The 16,609-nt window shown below is 38.4% G+C and carries 13 protein-coding genes; 8 read left to right on the top strand and 5 right to left on the bottom strand.

The window, feature by feature from the left end:
• Window positions 1-109: 109 nt before the first annotated feature.
• A complete protein-coding gene (locus IEO70_RS00885) occupies window positions 110-1,840 on the bottom strand; it encodes a B12-binding domain-containing radical SAM protein (RefSeq protein ID WP_190996468.1) in 1,731 nt (576 codons plus the stop codon).
• 318 nt (window positions 1,841-2,158) lie between these two features.
• Here IEO70_RS00885 and IEO70_RS00880 point away from each other — a divergent pair, with 318 nt between their 5' ends.
• The 4 genes from IEO70_RS00880 (at window position 2,159) to IEO70_RS00865 (ending at window position 8,672) form a co-directional block, all read left to right on the top strand.
• Complete coding sequence (locus IEO70_RS00880; protein WP_190996467.1) at window positions 2,159-3,172, top strand: 2-oxoacid:acceptor oxidoreductase family protein; 1,014 nt, start codon at window positions 2,159-2,161, stop codon at window positions 3,170-3,172.
• Entirely contained in the window at window positions 3,172-5,451 is a 2,280-nt protein-coding gene (locus IEO70_RS00875) for a thiamine pyrophosphate-dependent enzyme (RefSeq protein WP_190996466.1), read from the top strand. Before IEO70_RS00880 ends, IEO70_RS00875 begins: the two co-directional genes overlap by 1 nt.
• Window positions 5,452-6,017: 566 nt before the next feature.
• On the top strand, window positions 6,018-8,201 hold the full coding sequence (locus tag IEO70_RS00870) for a PAS domain S-box protein (protein WP_190996465.1): 2,184 nt from the start codon (window positions 6,018-6,020) through the stop codon (window positions 8,199-8,201).
• 234 nt (window positions 8,202-8,435) lie between these two features.
• Window positions 8,436-8,672 carry an aspartyl-phosphate phosphatase Spo0E family protein gene (locus IEO70_RS00865; RefSeq protein WP_190996464.1) on the top strand — a complete coding sequence of 79 codons (237 nt, stop codon included), beginning with the start codon at window positions 8,436-8,438 and terminating at the stop codon, window positions 8,670-8,672.
• Between the two features lie 22 nt (window positions 8,673-8,694).
• Here the strand turns inward: IEO70_RS00865 and IEO70_RS00860 are convergent, their stop codons facing one another.
• Together IEO70_RS00860 and IEO70_RS00855 are read right to left on the bottom strand one after the other, a co-directional pair.
• Entirely contained in the window at window positions 8,695-9,423 is a 729-nt protein-coding gene (locus IEO70_RS00860) for a ZIP family metal transporter (RefSeq protein WP_190996463.1), read from the bottom strand.
• 200 nt (window positions 9,424-9,623) lie between these two features.
• Window positions 9,624-11,117: an ATP-binding protein gene (locus IEO70_RS00855; protein WP_190996462.1), complete on the bottom strand. Its 1,494-nt coding sequence runs from the start codon at window positions 11,115-11,117 to the stop codon at window positions 9,624-9,626.
• Window positions 11,118-11,363: 246 nt separating this feature from the next.
• Here IEO70_RS00855 and IEO70_RS00850 point away from each other — a divergent pair, with 246 nt between their 5' ends.
• Window positions 11,364-12,407, top strand: a complete 1,044-nt coding sequence (locus IEO70_RS00850; RefSeq protein ID WP_190996461.1) for a YkvI family membrane protein — start codon at window positions 11,364-11,366, stop codon at window positions 12,405-12,407.
• 31 nt (window positions 12,408-12,438) lie between these two features.
• On the opposite strand, the gene IEO70_RS00845 is transcribed toward IEO70_RS00850, so the two are convergent.
• Complete coding sequence (locus tag IEO70_RS00845; RefSeq protein WP_190996460.1) at window positions 12,439-13,059, bottom strand: CPBP family glutamic-type intramembrane protease; 621 nt, start codon at window positions 13,057-13,059, stop codon at window positions 12,439-12,441.
• 180 nt (window positions 13,060-13,239) lie between these two features.
• Window positions 13,240-13,419, bottom strand: coding sequence for a YkvS family protein (locus IEO70_RS00840; protein ID WP_190996546.1), 180 nt, complete (start codon window positions 13,417-13,419; stop codon window positions 13,240-13,242).
• A 335-nt stretch (window positions 13,420-13,754) separates the two neighbouring features.
• On the opposite strand from IEO70_RS00840, the gene IEO70_RS00835 reads away from it, so the two are divergent.
• The 3 genes from IEO70_RS00835 (at window position 13,755) to ptsP (ending at window position 16,556) form a co-directional block, all read left to right on the top strand.
• Entirely contained in the window at window positions 13,755-13,949 is a 195-nt protein-coding gene (locus IEO70_RS00835) for a hypothetical protein (RefSeq protein ID WP_190996459.1), read from the top strand.
• A gap of 619 nt (window positions 13,950-14,568) precedes the next feature.
• The gene (locus tag IEO70_RS00830) at window positions 14,569-14,835 is read left to right on the top strand and encodes a phosphocarrier protein HPr (protein WP_190996458.1); all 267 of its coding nucleotides are present in this window, start codon (window positions 14,569-14,571) and stop codon (window positions 14,833-14,835) included.
• Window positions 14,835-16,556 (top strand): phosphoenolpyruvate--protein phosphotransferase, encoded by a 1,722-nt coding sequence (gene ptsP, locus IEO70_RS00825; RefSeq protein WP_190996457.1) that lies wholly within the window; start codon window positions 14,835-14,837, stop codon window positions 16,554-16,556. The genes IEO70_RS00830 and ptsP overlap by 1 nt, the downstream gene beginning before the upstream one ends.
• The last annotated feature ends 53 nt before the right edge of the window (window positions 16,557-16,609 follow it).

Below are 16,609 nucleotides of genomic sequence, written 5' to 3'. Positions count from 1 at the left end.
GGATTTCTCATCCGTCCCGTCTTACATCTGCCGCATGGCTCCTTTTCCATTGAAGTAAAGTCAAAGAAAGAAGCTGATCAAAAATGAAAAAGGACCGGTGCTGGTTTTTCTATAGGTCGGCAATAAATAGCTGACTGCCGCTTCCGTTCGGGTTGAAAAAGGCTAGAAGAAGTTTCTTGCCTTTTGGAGCGTTCGGCTCGCTGCTGTCATACTGAAGCTGCTCAAGAATGGTATGCTTGTGCAGCTCTTTTTGATGCAATTGCAGACTGACAAATGCTTCTCCAAGTATAGATGGGTTACTTTGAATAAGTTGGTAATACTTCGAACGATCTTCTTGTGACAGTGTATCTTTCCACCAAGGTTTTCTCGGCTTGAACTTATGTTGAGATAAATAATCAATTTTCATTAGATCAGTTATTCTTTCAAGGTTCGGCATGTCTATTTGCTTCAAGAAGGCATTCAGTCTTTTGAACAGATCCTCTAGTTGATGACCGATTTTTGACCAGCCTTGTGCTTCCCAATACAAACCGAAATCCTGGAAGAAATCGAATGGAGTAGGGAAAGCATGGTCGGTTAAATAACTTAGTGTAGTATCCATGCGATGGTCATTCCAATATTTTTCGAGTACATCCTCTACTTGCTTAATTTTAATGATATCATCGAAACTCAAGACGTTATTCGAGACAATTTCATATGGCGATGTATCACTGTACACATAGCCGTATTCATCGCTGCGGATGCGTAAGCCTGTTCCGCGCAGCATTTTCAGGAAGCCGAGCTGTAGCTCTTCCGGTCCTAAAGCGAACACATCGTTAAACGTTTGTTTGAATGAATCATAATTCTCCTCTGGAAGACCAGCAATCAAGTCAAGATGCTGATCAATTTTACCGCCGTTTTTGACGAGTGTGACTGTTCGCGTCAGCTTCTCGAAGTTTTGCTTTCTTTTTACTAGCTCGTTCGTATAGTCATTTGTTGATTGTACGCCAATTTCAAATCGGAACAGTCCGGCAGGGGCGTTTTTGTTTAAAAACTCAATTACTTCAGGGCGCATAATATCAGCTGTGATTTCAAATTGAAAGACGCAGCCCGGTACATGTTCATCGATAAGGAATTGAAACATCTCCATTGCGTAGCTGCGGCTGATATTAAAGGTACGATCAACAAATTTTATAGTTTTTGCGCCGTTTTCCATTAAATAACGAATATCATCTTTAATTTTTTCACGGTCAAAATAACGGACTCCAATTTCAATAGAAGATAAGCAAAACTGACAATTAAACGGGCAGCCACGGCTCGTTTCCATATAAACAACCCGTTTCGATAAGTCATCTCGATCTTCTATGAAACGGTATGGAGAAGGAATTTCCTTAAGGTTAAGCTTGTCGTTATGTGGTTTAATGATCGACTTGCCATGATTTCTGTAAGCAATACCACCTATTTGCTCAATGCTTTCATTGCCGGATAGGTGAGTGAGAAGCTGTTTAAATGTTTTTTCTCCTTCGCCGATGACGATGTAGTCTGCGTCTGGGATGCGCTCCATCCAGTAATCCACGTCATAGGAAACCTCCGGGCCGCCGAGTACGACAGTAACCTCGGGTTGCACTTTCTTCAGCAAACTGATAATTTTAATCGTTTCTTCAATATTCCAAATGTAGCAGCTGAAACCGATGACATCAGCTTTTCTTGTATATAAGTCCGTTACGATATTAATCGTTGGGTCTTTAATTGTATATTCAGGAATTTCAATGTCGAATTCAGGAGCAGCATATGCCTTTAAATAACGAATAGATAAACTTGTATGGATGTATTTCGCATTCAGTGTAGTAGCAATTACTTTCATTAGTAGTACGAAATCTCCTTTCAAAAAAGTATGAATGTATTCTAACACACGTAAGGTGCAGAAGCGAAATAGTCGAATTTCACCTTGAAAAGGAAAACAGTGGCATTAATTTGGTTTGAATTATATAAGGAAGTGCATCTTTGTTCTGTTATAATAGGAATGTATATTCTGTTTTTGTGATTTAGTTATTATTAAATATACATTCTTATGTATAATGTAATCTGTTTCATGTTTCAGTTCGAATCTGTTTAAAGATTTCGACCTTTAAGTGAATTGTTTCACATATAATAGAAAGAAAAATGTAAGAGGGGGAAGAGTATGTCCTTATTACCAGCAAAAAATGATTTAGGATTCTTTGAAATCCGTCTTGAATCAATTGGGGGATTAGGAGCGAACTTAGCCGGGAAAATGCTCGCAGAAGCTGGCGTGCTTGGTCTAGGGTTGAATGGAAGCAACTTCTCATCATACGGTTCTGAGAAGAAAGGTTCCCCAGTAAAAAGCTTTATTCGCTTTTGTGATCCGGATGTGGAGATTCGCGATCACAGTCCAATTGAAGAACCTCACATAATCGGTATCTTCCATGAAGCTTTATATAAAATGGTCGATGTTGTCAGCGGCTTGCGACCGAACGGAATTGTGCTAGTCAATTCAACGCGTGATTTTGAGAGTGTGAAAAATGATTTAGGCATGGGTAATGGCACGCTTGCGATTATTGATGCACTAGGTATTGCTGTAGAAGAAAAAACGAAAGTCAATACAGCGATGCTCGGCGCTTTATTTCGTATTTGTGATTTCCTTGATCCGGATGCGATGCGTGCGGTCATCCGCAAAACGTTCGAAAAAAAATACCCGCATTTAGTGGAACCTAATATTAAAACCTTTGATCGCGGATACAATGAAGTGACGTTTAAAACGTATGAAGCGGAAAGTAACCATATAATAAAACCATTCGAGAAAACACGTTCTAAACTAGGTTATAAAACACAAGCAATCGGCGGTGTGATGACAGCTCAGGCAAACAGTTTGCTGAAAGACATGAGCGGGTCCCGTCAAGGGTATTTGCCGGCATTCAACAGTGAAACATGCATTCATTGTGCGCAGTGCGATACTGTTTGCCCTGATCTTTGTTTCGTATGGAAAGAGGGAGAAGACAAACGCGGCCGTAAAATGATGTTCTTGCAAGGCATCGACTACCAATATTGCAAAGGGTGCTTGAAATGTGTCGAAGCTTGTCCGACAAGCTCGTTAACCGAAATTAGAGAAACGTTAAACTATGCGGATGAGCATACAGTAAAGCATGAGTTCTCATTGATTGCAGGAGGTGCTAAGTAATGGCGGTTATTGAAAAAGAAGTAAAAGCACTCACACAAGTGACAACCTTTGAATCCGGTAATGAAATGGCGGCTTTAGCTGCAGCGCAAATTAATTATCACCTAATGGGTTATTATCCAATCACACCGTCTACTGAAATTGCGCAATTGCTTGATGCGATGGGAGCGAGAGGCGAGCATGATATTAAGTTGATTGCTGCTGACGGCGAGCATGGCTCTGCCGGTATTTGCTACGGTGCCGCTGTTACAGGGGCGCGTGTATTCAACGCGACAAGCGCAAATGGTCTTATGTACATGCTTGAGCAATTGCCGGTTCAATCAGGAACGCGCTTCCCGATGGTTATGAACCTTGTGACACGTTCGATTTCCGGACCGCTTGATATTCGCGGCGATCATTCAGACCTTTACTTTGCACTGAATACAGGCTGGGTCATTTTAACGGCGAGCACTCCGCAAGCTGTTTATGATATGAACATTATGGCATTGAAAATAGCTGAGCATGCAGATGTTCGTTTGCCTGTCATTGTCGCTTATGACGGTTTCTTTACGTCTCATCAAAAACGTAAAGTTGACTATTTCAAAGACAGTGCGATTGTTCGTGACTTTGTAGGCGAATGCCCAACGCAATATAACTTTGCTCGCGATCCGAAAAAACCAGTTACAATTGGGGCACACATGAACGGTGATGATCTGTTGAATAACCATTATCAGCAATCGGAAGCGATGTATGCAGCGCATGATGTCTTTAAAGAAGTGGCGAAAGAATACAGCTTAATTTCCGGAAGAAAATACAATGTGCTAGATACGTATATGATGGAAGATGCAGAAGTGGCTTTATTCCTTGTTAATTCAGCGGCGGAAACAGCAAAAGACGCGGTCGATCAACTACGCAAACAAGGCATTAAAGCAGGTGTTGTCAGTCCGACAATCATACGTCCGTTCCCGGCTGAAGAACTGAGAGCGGCCTTGAAAAATGTGAAGACATTATTAGTAGGTGAAAGAGCCGATTCATATGGAGCTCACGGTGCGAACTTGACGCAGGAAGTGAAAGCGGCGCTTCAGGAAGATAAAGACAATGAAACAATCGTGTTAAGCCGCGTATTTGGCTTGGGTGGGAAAGATTTTTATACAGAAGATGCGATTGCATTCTTTGAAATGGCTATTGCTGCTAGTGAAGGTAACACGCCTGCTGCATTCGATTATTTTGGTCACTATCCAGGCGAAGAAGAAGATGCGCTTCAGCCTGTCATCGAGCCGGTGTATGGGGATGCTTTCAAATCAGGTCTGATCCATGTCGAACCTCAGGAAGACGGCAAGCTTAAAGTGAGAATACCTCCTTTAAGAGCGTTGACTGCGAAGCCGAAGCGTCTGGCTCCAGGGCATGGTGCATGCCCTGGCTGCGGAATTTTCTCTGGATTGGAGCTGTTCTTTAAAGGGATCGAAGGCGATATAGTAGTCTTATTCCAAACAGGGTGCGCGTATGTTACAACAACTGCTTATCCGCATTCATCTCATAAACAAACAATGATACACAATCTGTTCCAAAATGGAGCAGCGACACTTTCCGGTACAGTGGAAGCTTTCTTTGAGCTGAAACGTCGCGGCGAAATTGAAGTGAGTGACGATGTGACGTTTGTTATGGTAACTGGTGATGGCGGAATGGATATTGGAATGGGTTCGGCAATCGGTACAGCACTTCGTAACCATAAACTGATTATCCTGGAATATGACAATGAAGGATATATGAATACCGGTTCGCAAATGTCTTATTCAACTCCGTTCGGTCATATGACAAGCACTACAGGGGTAGGGAAAAAAGAACAAGGTAAAGCATTCCACCATAAAGATACGGCACAAATTATGGCCGCTACGAATATTCCGTACGTGTTTACAGGCAGCGAAGCATTTCCGCAAGATTTAGTGAAGAAAGCGGCGAAGGCACAATGGTATGCGCAAAATGTCGGTATGGTGTATGGCAAAATCTTAATTACATGTCCGCTGAACTGGAAGTCTGAAGACAGATACGGCAATGTCATTATGGAAAGTGCCGTAAACTCGTGCTTCTTCCCGTTATATGAAGTAGAGCGCGGAGAAACGACAATCACTTACAATCCGGAAGCGAGAAAGAAACGCATTCCGTTAGAAGATTGGCTTTCTTATATGGGCAAAACAAAGCATATGCTGAAACCTGAAAATCAGCCTCTGTTGGATGAATTCAAACAAGAAGTAGAGCGCAGATGGCAAGTGCTGCAAGCTAAACACGAACATCCAAGTTTATAGAAAAACCGTCACCGTTCCTTTCCATTTTTGATCAGCTTCTTTGACTTTACTTCAATGGAAAAGGAGCCATGCGGGAGGACTAAGACGAACCGCACAAGAAACCCGATTTTGGTTTCTTGGGTGGGGTGGCTTAGGACATAGCATGGCAGGTGTAAGGTTAGACAATGAGAAAAACCGTCACCGGTCCTTTTCCATTTTAGATAAACTTCTCTGACTTTACTTCAATGGAAAAGGAGCCATGCGTTAGATGTAAGACGGGACGGATAGGAAATCCGCTTTTTGACTTCCTAGCCGGCACGGCTTACACTCCGAGCATGGCAGGTGTAAGGTTAGACATGAAGAAAAACCGTCACCGGTCCTTTTCCATTTTTGATAAACTTCTTGGTCTAACTATATATAATAAAAATAGCGCTCCTGCAGCAGTAATGCTGCTATGGGCGCTATTTTTATGTTAATGGGAAATAAAATGGTATTTGAAGCAATAATTAAATAAATTATCCTATAGTTGTGTGAATTTGGTAAAATGATAATAGTTATGAACAGGTGGAGGATAAGGGGAGAAGCACATGGAGTTCAATGGAGCGTATATAGAAGATAAAGTCGATGAACAGATGGATGAAGCGCAGTTTAAGGCGTACCATTTCTTCTTTCATTCATCTAAATCGCCTCTAATGGTTGTGAATCGTCATCTGGAAATCATTCAGCTCAACCATCAGGCAAAGCAACTATTTATGGAAATTGCAAGAGATACATACGATCAATCTTGGTCTCTCAAAAATTTATTGGAACAGATTCCACTAGACATACTTGAAGACCAATTGAAATTAGTTCGGAGTCAGGGTAGCTACAAAGATGAATGGCTGTTTCTTAATCAGCAGAATACATATAAGCATATAGAGTTCCAAGCGCAATTCGACGGCAATCTTTATTATTTTACACTACGGGATATTACTGCAATAAAGAAGCAAGAGAAAGATTATATGATTTCCGCCGGGATCTTTAAAGATATCTTCACTTTAGTCACCGAGGGAATGATGATTCTCGATAAGGATGGTTCAATTATTGAGGCGAACAGGGCTTTTCTGTCTTTAGTGATGATTGATAAGCCGGAGTTTGTCGGAAGAAAGTTTTATGAGTTCTTACAGGCAGACTCAAAAAGAAAATGGCTGAATGAATGGGGAGTATTAAAGGATCTTGGGAAAATAAGCAGCACGTTCGAGTGGTCCTTTGCAGGTAAAAGTTATTATTTCAAATGCACAATTTATCGCAATGTCTATAAAGACCAATATATTTGCGTGCTGAAAGATGTGACGGAGAAGAAATTAATCGAGTTGCATTTGAAATCGAGTAAGGAAATTTTTTCATATGTTTTTGACCAAGCTAATGAAGCGATTGTTTTGCTGGACGAAAAAGGATATATATATGAAGCGAATGATGTAGCTTGCCGATTATTCGAGGCGAGCCGCAACGAGCTGATTGGGATGCGTTCAGAAGACTTATTGGTGAAAAAAGATAGAAAGTATTGGCATTCAAAAAAAACCTTCCTCGAAAAAGGGTCAATCAGACAGACAATGTTTCATAGAAGTCATAAAGGAAAAGATATGTTATTAGAGGTCTCCAGTAAAAGAATAAACGAAGGCGACAGGGCTGTCACCATATATAGAAACGTTAGTGAACGCTATGAAATGGAACGTAAATTAAGAAGAAGTGAAAAGCAATTCAGACGTATTTTCGAAGGGATGCTAGATGGGCTTTTGTTATGGAATAAAAACGGTATTATAGACATTAATGAAGCATGTTTGTCCATCTTAAATATGGAAAAGAAGCATCTCGTAAGGAAAACGGTACCAGAGATTATCAAGAAATATCCTGAGCATAAAGAATGGATTGAGAAAATAAGCAAAGACTTGGGAGATAACAAGAGTCCGAATATGCTAATGGAAAGAATTACACTCGCACGTAAAGACGGCAGTATCAAGCATGTTGAAGTGTTGACGAAGAGAAATCTGTTTTCCGGGATGAATTTGACTGTTTTACGTGACGAAACCGAGAAATTAATTATGCAGGAGCAAATCAGAAAATCGGATACATTGAATGTAGTTGGCGAACTTGCGGCAGGGATAGCACATGAAATTCGCAATCCGATGACTGCGTTAAAAGGTTTTATCCAATTGCTAGAAGCTAGTGTGAAAGAAGACTATTCAAAATATTTTTCTATTATTACATCAGAATTGAAAAGAATTGATACGATCATAACTGATTTTCTTGTGTTAGCAAAACCACAGGCTGTCCAATATGTAGAAAAGGATTTAAATGTCATTGTCAAAGAGACGATTGGTCTGCTAAATGGGGAGGCGTTGCTGTTTAATATTGATTTAATTCCGAAGCTTTCTGAAAATCCTATTGAACTATACTGCGAACCTAATCAACTCAAGCAAGTATTAATTAATTTAGTAAAGAATGCAATCGAATCGATGAAGAATGGCGGAAGAGTATTTATTCGAACAGAGTCATGTAATGACCGGAATGTGCGATTAATTGTATCGGATGAAGGATGCGGAATTCCTGAGAAAAAGCTGAAGCGGCTTGGCGAGCCCTTTTATACAACAAAAGAGCGCGGGACAGGGCTTGGGTTAATGATGAGTTATAAAATAATAAAAGAGCATGGAGGAGAAATCGATGTCATAAGCGAAGTAGGAGTCGGGACAACTTTTTCGATAAAATTGCCGCTTCGTTGTAACAACGATTAAAGGGGAACTAGATTTATTGTTAAAAAAGGTTGCTGTCGAATTTGTTTGCTGACAGCAACCTATTAAATTGATTGAGAGAAAGATACAGAAAAGTAAAGTAGAAAAATTGTCGAAAATTAAAATTTAAAATGTAGTATTTTCAAATATTTCGTCTGTTTTTGCGAATGTATTTACATTTAAATAAAAATTTGTAATAATCCGGTAATAGAGTAACAAGATAAAGGAGCCGGGGATATGAGAGACGATAAATCCTTAGATGATTTAACAGTTGACATTCAAACAAAAAGGAGTGAAATGTATTCAATTGCTAATCAATATGGTTACTCAGATGAAAGAACGTTAAAAAACAGTCAGGAACTGGACCAGTTAATTGTTGAATATCAGAACTACATGCTGACTTTAAGTGAAAAAAAATCTATATACATGAAATTCTATTACTGTAATAGCCGGATGAAATATACGAAAATTTAAGTCTTAAATAAAAAACCGGAAGCTATAGATCGAGTAGTAAGGTCATGACTATAATGCCGACAATGAAAGAGTATGTTGCAACCCGTTCATTGCCGTCGCCATGACTTTCGGGAATTAGTTCTTTGTAAATGATAAATAGCATAGCCCCCGCCGCAAAAGCTAAGCCGAATGGCAGTAGATTGACAACGTATGAAGCTAAAGAATAACCGATTATCGCTGTCACAATTTCAATCGAGCCTGTTAATGTTGCAATTATAAAAGCTTTTACTTTTGAAATGTTTTGGTTATATAGGAATAGTGCAACCAAAAAACCTTCCGGTGCATTTTGCAGTCCAATCGCAAGTGCAATTAAGTTACCTGTTTCTTCAATGGAGGAGGCATAGCTGACACCGACAGACAAGCCTTCCGGGATGTTGTGAAGCATAATGGCTGTAATAATCAGCCTCGCTTTTTCATCGAATTGAGTAGCTCCTGCATGGTGATGCAAATCCAAGTGCGGGATTCGCTTTTCCAAAGTTGTTAATGTGACCACTCCAAAATAAATGCCTATACATAGAGGTGCAAATCCCCCTAACTCCAATGCCTCAGGTATCAGACCTAACATACAGGCAGACATCATTACTCCTGCGGTGAATGCTAATAAAATATCACGCAAGCTATGAGTCAAAGACTGTGAGATAAATAGTACAAGTAACGCCCCCAAACCAGTGGACATTGCTGATAAAGTACTTCCCAATAGTACAGTGGCCATGCTTTTCTCCATTCTATCTTCAGATTTTAATAGTTGTCCTATTATATTGTATTATGATGTTGTCAGAATATGATTAACGAGAAAAGGAAGAAATAATAAAGCAGGACTGCTTAGTAGAGAAATGTGGTTACTGGCAGCCCTGCTTTATTTGGAATATAAGTATATACATTTGAACTTAGATAACGGTGACGGTTTTTCTTTTAATTTATTTGTTTGGAAGGCAGTGCGATTTTTATTGTTGTACCCACTTGTTCCTTGCTGGTAATGCAAAGGGTTCCTTGGAAAAAATGAATGATTCTTTGACAGACAAACAGACCTAAACCGGATCCGTAATCTTTTGTTGTGAAGAAAGGCTCGAAAATCTTAGATAATATCTCTTTTGACATACCGTGACCGTTATCTTGAATAATAATTTGTACTTGGTCATTTTCTTCAGATATGCTTACAATCACCTCATCTCCGGGTTTGCAAGCTTCAAAACTGTTTTTTGCTATATTGAGGATCACTTGTTTAATCTGGTCTTCATAGCAATTGACGATATAAGGTTCGTCATCTAACTGAAAGCGGATGGCTATATTACTATTGGCCGCATCACTCTCGAGTATAGGCATAATCTCTTTAAGTATATCTTGTAAATTGACGATTTCGAATGGCTCATGGATTGTCGGTTTCCCAAGGAAAAGAAAATTGTCCACAATTTTATTGATTCTTGTAATTTCTTTCTGAATGACTGAGAAGTACATTTTATCTTCCGGCTGTTTATACTTTTCGCTCATCAGTTGAACAAGGCCCTTAATGCCTGTCAGCGGATTTTTTATTTCGTGTGCAGTTGTGGCAGCCAACGTGCCAATCATCTGCATTTTTTCATTATTAAAAGATTTCTTCTGGCGAATTGCTTCTTGTTTAAATAAAATATATTGAATAATAAAGAATATGATATGGGCAATGCTTAAGAAAAAGATAATGAAATTGAGTAAAGAAGTCATTTTCAGACCTTGATTTTCATTTGCAATATATAAGTGCAGTATCCATGGTACTTCGGTAAATGGAATACTCATATTATAAGAATCTTGATTTTCTTCACCATTTAACAATAATATAGTCTCTTTCTCCCGGTTAGTGATTTTCCCTGCAACATTTGGTGTAAGCATTTTTAACACATTCGCAATGTAGTCAAGCCGTAATTGAACGTGCAAGTAGCCTTCTATATCAGATTTCTCATTTAAGATCGGCTTACAAACGAAGAAATAAGAATAAGAATTTTCATCGCCTTCTATTTTGTCTGACACATATGTTTCTTTTAAAGCAGAGCAGTCTTCTGTGTAAATATCTGGTGCTTTTTTGCCGTTATATTTATCGGTAGTGCCTGTCTCAACGACTCCATTTTTATCTAATAAAAAAAGGTCTCCGTAACGCTGATCAGTTTTTTTAGTAAGCATCAGTAATTCCATCGTTGCATGATTGTTATCGAGTTTATTTTTTACCACGAGCTCTAATATATCTAAAGATTTACTAGTTTCCTTGATGAGAGTATTTATATACTGCTGGTAAAGATTAACGATGTTATTTGCTTGTGTAATCCGGTTCAATTCCTCTTGGTATGATAAGTACTTCCAAAAAATGAACAGCGCCAATATAGTGGGCAATACAATAATTAAAAAGTATAGATATATATTTTTTCGAATCGTCTTCATGTATACACACTTTCTTATATTAATATATTTTGATTGAATATTATGTTAATTTAATAAATATCTGTGATGACATGATGAAAGAAAAACATTCTAAATCATTATAGCAGAGAAGTAAATATATTTCATAAATTTGCAATAAAATGCGCAATTTTATTTTGGGAGCTGAAGTAAAAAGAAGATGCAACCTTTGAATAGCTTGTCTATTTTGGACAATCTCTTCATATACTGTGGCAAGGAGGGCAACATATGAGGTCTAGAAAATCAGGGATTGTTCAAATTGCCGCTGTATATGTAGGAACCATTGTCGGTGCGGGCTTTGCAACCGGAAGGGAAATTGTTGAGTTTTTTTCGCAATATGGTTTATACGGATTTCTGGGTATTATTATGACGGGTTATTTATTTATCATTTTGGGCACAAAAATAATGTTATTGGCTCTTTCGATTAATGCTCAAACCTATCAGGAATTGAACAGCTTTTTGTTTGGACCAAAATGGGGGCTGGTAGTCAATTATCTTTTTTTTATGATGCTGTTTGGTGTTACGGCAGTGATGCTGTCCGGTGCGGGAGCAGTGTTTGAAGAACAATTGGGCATTCCGAAAATGATCGGTATTTTTTTTACAATCGGTTTAGCGTTAATTATTTTACATAAGGGTGTTCAAGGGTTAGTTGGGGTTAATTTAGTAGTAGTTCCGATGATGATCTTGTTTAGTGTCGTTTTATTCGTCGGGAGGCTGCAAAGTCCGGATTTCCAAGTTGACTTGCTGGCAATTCCGGAAAATGTGAAGTATTGGGATGCAATTGTTTCTCCTTTTCTTTATAGCGCTTTTAATCTTGGGTTAGCACAGGCTGTGTTAATACCGCTCGCTTATGAGGTTAAAGATCCAAAAATCATTAAGGGAGGGGGAATTGTCGGCGGCATATGTCTGACTGTCATCTTGCTTATAAGCCATGTGTCGCTCCTATCCTTACCGAATATGATGTTTTTTGATATTCCGAGTGCTGAGCTGATGAAAAGCTTAGCAAAACCATTTTATTGGATTTTTATCGCAGTTATTTATGGAGAGATTTTCACATCTCTTGTCGGTAATGTTTTCGGACTCGAACGACAACTTAAAAGAGTGCTAAATTGGAAGAGTTTAACGATATTTGCAGGCATCTTTTTAATAGTTTTATTAATCAGTGTCGTTCAGTATCGAACATTGCTATCCGTGCTGTATCCGATATTCGGCTATGTATGCTTACTGTTTTTGTTATTATTGGCATTAAAAAAACCAAAGAGTCTGTCCTGAAAATATGAAGGCAGACTCTTAACATGTACGGTTATAAAGGAAAAATGAGTAGTAATATGCAATCGAATACAAGGTGTGAGGCGATTACAAGTGACAGGCTTTTTTTCCATTGATAAAGGATGGCCCATACGAGACCAGCAACTGCCGCAGCAACAACAAGTGCCAAGTTTTGTGAGTAAATTATCGGCAGGGTGTATAAAATAGCAGAAACAATAACTATCAAAGAAGGCTGTAATTTAAAGTCATTTAGTTTTCTTTGAATGTAACCTCTCCAGAAAACCTCTTCGCCGGGAATAATGACAACAAATAAAACTAGGTAATGCCATGCTGAAATCGGACTGAATTCTTTATATAGATTCTTCACGTCTTTTGCCAGGTCAGTAAGATGAAGCCAATCAATCAATAAATTCCCTATAAAGAAAAGGGCATATAATAGTAAACCGGATATAAATCCGTATAAGATATTCTTTGTTAACGGCAGTTTGGTAATCGCATTCTTTTTATTATCCGCAATAGCATAGCTCATACAGAAAAGCATTGCAGCAGTGTATAAATACCAAAAAACATTATCATTATGATAAGCAATGTATATTAGAATATGTGCACCGACTAAACCAAGAAGCAATCGAACATCTGTGGCGCATCTTTTCATACTATTTCCTCCTAAAAGTATATCGAATTCAAACGTAACAGTAGTTATTGTATTTTATTCTCACAAACTTTACAACAATATACGTTTAAAGTAATAATTTTCTAGATTTTCGCATAGGAAAAAGACCGGTTGTGGGATATTCGGATTTAATCCCACAATCGGTCCCTAGCAAAATAACAATTATGCTTCAATAATTCTGTAGTTTTTATGGTTTACTACAGTTTTTTGCTCTAATTCGAGATCACGGTAGTTTTCCATGTATGTAAGATCAACAATTACGGAATTTTCGTTTACTTTCTCTACAATGCCTTGCAATCCATCTTTAAATTCAATTAAATTTCCAATTTTAGCAATCTTCATCATTATCACACCTTTAGCATTCTATTAATTTCCTTATGTTGAAACAGTTTGCTCGTATGAAATATTAAGAGAGTAATTTATGTATGTAACATCTTCTTACATTTTTGAATTATACTTTACAGTTTGCACTATTTTCATTTAAACGTAAAGAACTTTTTGGAACTTTTTAATTTTCGGAAAGTGGAAATGATGAAAAATTGTAACTTTTATGTAAGTACTAACCATTTTGTGCGGAGAGGAAATTGATATTAGGGAATGAAGTGGTTAAAATAGTGATGCTTATAGGTAATTGTGTGGATTGAGAAAAGTAAACACAGAAGGTGGAGGTGCGTAGGATGAGTATAGAGCTTGCAAATGAATTGCTGGAGAAATTATCTAAAGGAGAGTTATCGGAGATTCAGGTAACGAAAGAGGATTTTTTATCGTTTCGTGAGCAGCTAGTGAAGAGAGAAGACTTCAAGCATTATAGAGGAATTGCCAAACATGGCGGCTTGACAACTTATGTGTATTTGGAAGAGGCGCGGAGCTAAAAAAGTTTAGGACCTCTTAATATTAAGAGGTCCTTTGCCCGCTTCTTCTTTCAGAAGCATATTGTTTATCTTCGGCAGTTATGAGGCTAGAGTAATCAAAATCCTCATCGAATTTAAAACCATATATGTAAGACGAAGAACTGTATGTTTTCTTCCAAACGATACGGCCTGACAGAAGCAATGTATGGCTGTTAAGGACGGCTTCAATAGTGATACACCATTTACCGTCTGCCGGCAACTGCAGGTTACTAAGATTGATTCGCTGTCCATTACTCAATTATTTATTTAATATACAAAATGTTTAGACTATTAAAAAGGCAATTACATCATTTTTTTCCACTATCTTCATTAACTTTATTTACCTATACTTATTTATGCAAAAAGTTTTGAAAAAGCCATTGTTTCATTCCGTCAGTAGTGCTATGCTACTTTGGGTAAGAGGTGTAGCTGTTAGGTTTTAATGACTGACCGTTAATGTACGACGTAGTTTTGAAAGCCTTTTTTGAATAATAACTAGTTGAAACATACATCTTCCTTTTTTGGGGCATGATGAAGATATGGTTATTTACAACAAAGACAGCAATACTAAATCATGAATTATAAAGGAGTTCGAAAATACATGGAACAAAAAACATTCAAAGTAATAGAAGATTCAGGGATTCATGCTCGTCCAGCAACTTTATTAGTTCAAGCAGCTGGTAAATTCGAATCAGATATCAACCTGGAGTACAATGGAAAAAAAGTAAACCTTAAATCAATCATGGGCGTTATGAGCTTAGGAATCGCTCAAGGTGCTGAAATCACAATTTCTGCTGAAGGTAGCGACGCTGCTGAAGCAATCGCTTCTTTAACTGAAACTTTAAGCAAAGAAGGTCTTGCTGAATAATGACTACAATGTTAAATGGTATTGCTGCATCAAATGGTATTGCAATAGCAAAAGCATACCGTTTGATTGAGCCAGATCTGACTGTAAATAAAACAGCTGTTACAGACGTTGACGCAGAAGTAAGCCGCTTTAAAGCCGCTGTTGAAAAGTCTGTAACTGAACTTCAAGCAATCAGAGATCGTGCTAAAGTAGAATTAGGAGCAGATAAAGCTGCTATTTTCGATGCACATCTTCTAGTTGTGAATGATCCAGAATTACTTGGACCAATTGAAGATAAAATCAAAAGCGACAGCGTGAATGCAGAGTATGCTCTTAAAGAGACTGCTGACATGTTTGTTGCTATGTTCGAATCTATGGATAACGAATATATGAAAGAAAGAGCAGCTGACATTCGTGACGTAACGAAACGTGTTCTTGCTCACCTTTTAGGTGTTCAAATTCCAAACCCAAGCACAGTAACTGAAGAAGTAATCATCGTTGCAGAAGATTTAACTCCTTCTGATACTGCACAATTAAATCGTACTTACGTAAAAGCGTTCACTACTGACATCGGCGGAAGAACATCTCACTCAGCTATTATGGCTCGTTCTATGGAAATTCCGGCTGTTGTTGGGACAAAAGAAGCGACTTCTGCAATCCAAAACGGCGATATCATCATCGTTGATGGATTAGACGGACAAGTTCACATTAACCCGACTCCGGAACTGATTGCTGAATATGAGCAAAAAGCAAAAGCTTATGAAGAGCAAAAAGCGGAGTGGGCGAAACTAGTTAATGAAAAAACTGTTTCTAAAGATGGTCACCATGTAGAATTAGTTGCGAATATCGGAACTCCTAAAGACATTAAAGGTGTAATCGATAACGGCGGTGAAGGCGTTGGTCTATACCGTACTGAATTCTTATACATGGGACGCGACAACTTCCCGACAGAAGAAGAGCAATTCGAAGCATACAAAGCTGTACTTGAAGGTATGACTGACGGCAAACCTGTTGTTGTACGTACATTGGATATTGGCGGCGACAAAGAGCTTCCATACTTACAATTACCACACGAAATGAACCCGTTCTTAGGGTACCGTGCTGTACGTCTTTGCTTAGAAGAGCAAGATATGTTCCGTACGCAATTACGTGCTTTATTGCGCGCAAGTACATACGGAAACTTAAAAATCATGTTCCCGATGATTGCGACTCTTGGCGAATTCCGTCAAGCTAAAGCAATCCTTCTTGAAGAAAAAGAAAAGCTTGTAGCTGAAGGTGTAGCGGTAAGTGATTCTATCGAAGTTGGTATCATGGTTGAGATTCCATCAACTGCGGTAATGGCTGACCTATTTGCGACAGAGGTTGATTTCTTCTCTATCGGAACAAACGACCTGATCCAATACACTATGGCTGCTGACCGTATGAATGAACGTATTTCATACCTTTACCAACCATACAACCCTGCAATTCTTCGTTTAGTTAAAAACGTAGTAGATGCAGCGCATAAAGAAGGTAAATGGGCTGGAATGTGCGGAGAAATGGCTGGCGACGAAAACGCTATTCCATTACTTCTTGGTTTAGGACTGGATGAGTTTTCAATGAGTGCTACATCAATCCTGAAAGCTCGTTCTCTAATTAAAAACCTATCTAAAGCAGATATGGAACAATTAGCAGAAAAAGCAATGCAATTAAAAACAAATGATGAAGTATTAGAAGCTGTTAAAGCGGCTGTACAAGCTTAATCATTTTTGAGGAGTCCCTTTTTGAGGGGCTCCTTTTTTAATCTTTCAATGCA

The organism is Peribacillus faecalis, assembly GCF_014712675.1.
Classification (GTDB): Bacteria; Bacillota; Bacilli; order Bacillales; family DSM-1321; genus Bacillus_AD; species Bacillus_AD faecalis.
This window is presented reverse-complemented; position numbering and strand designations above follow the sequence as displayed.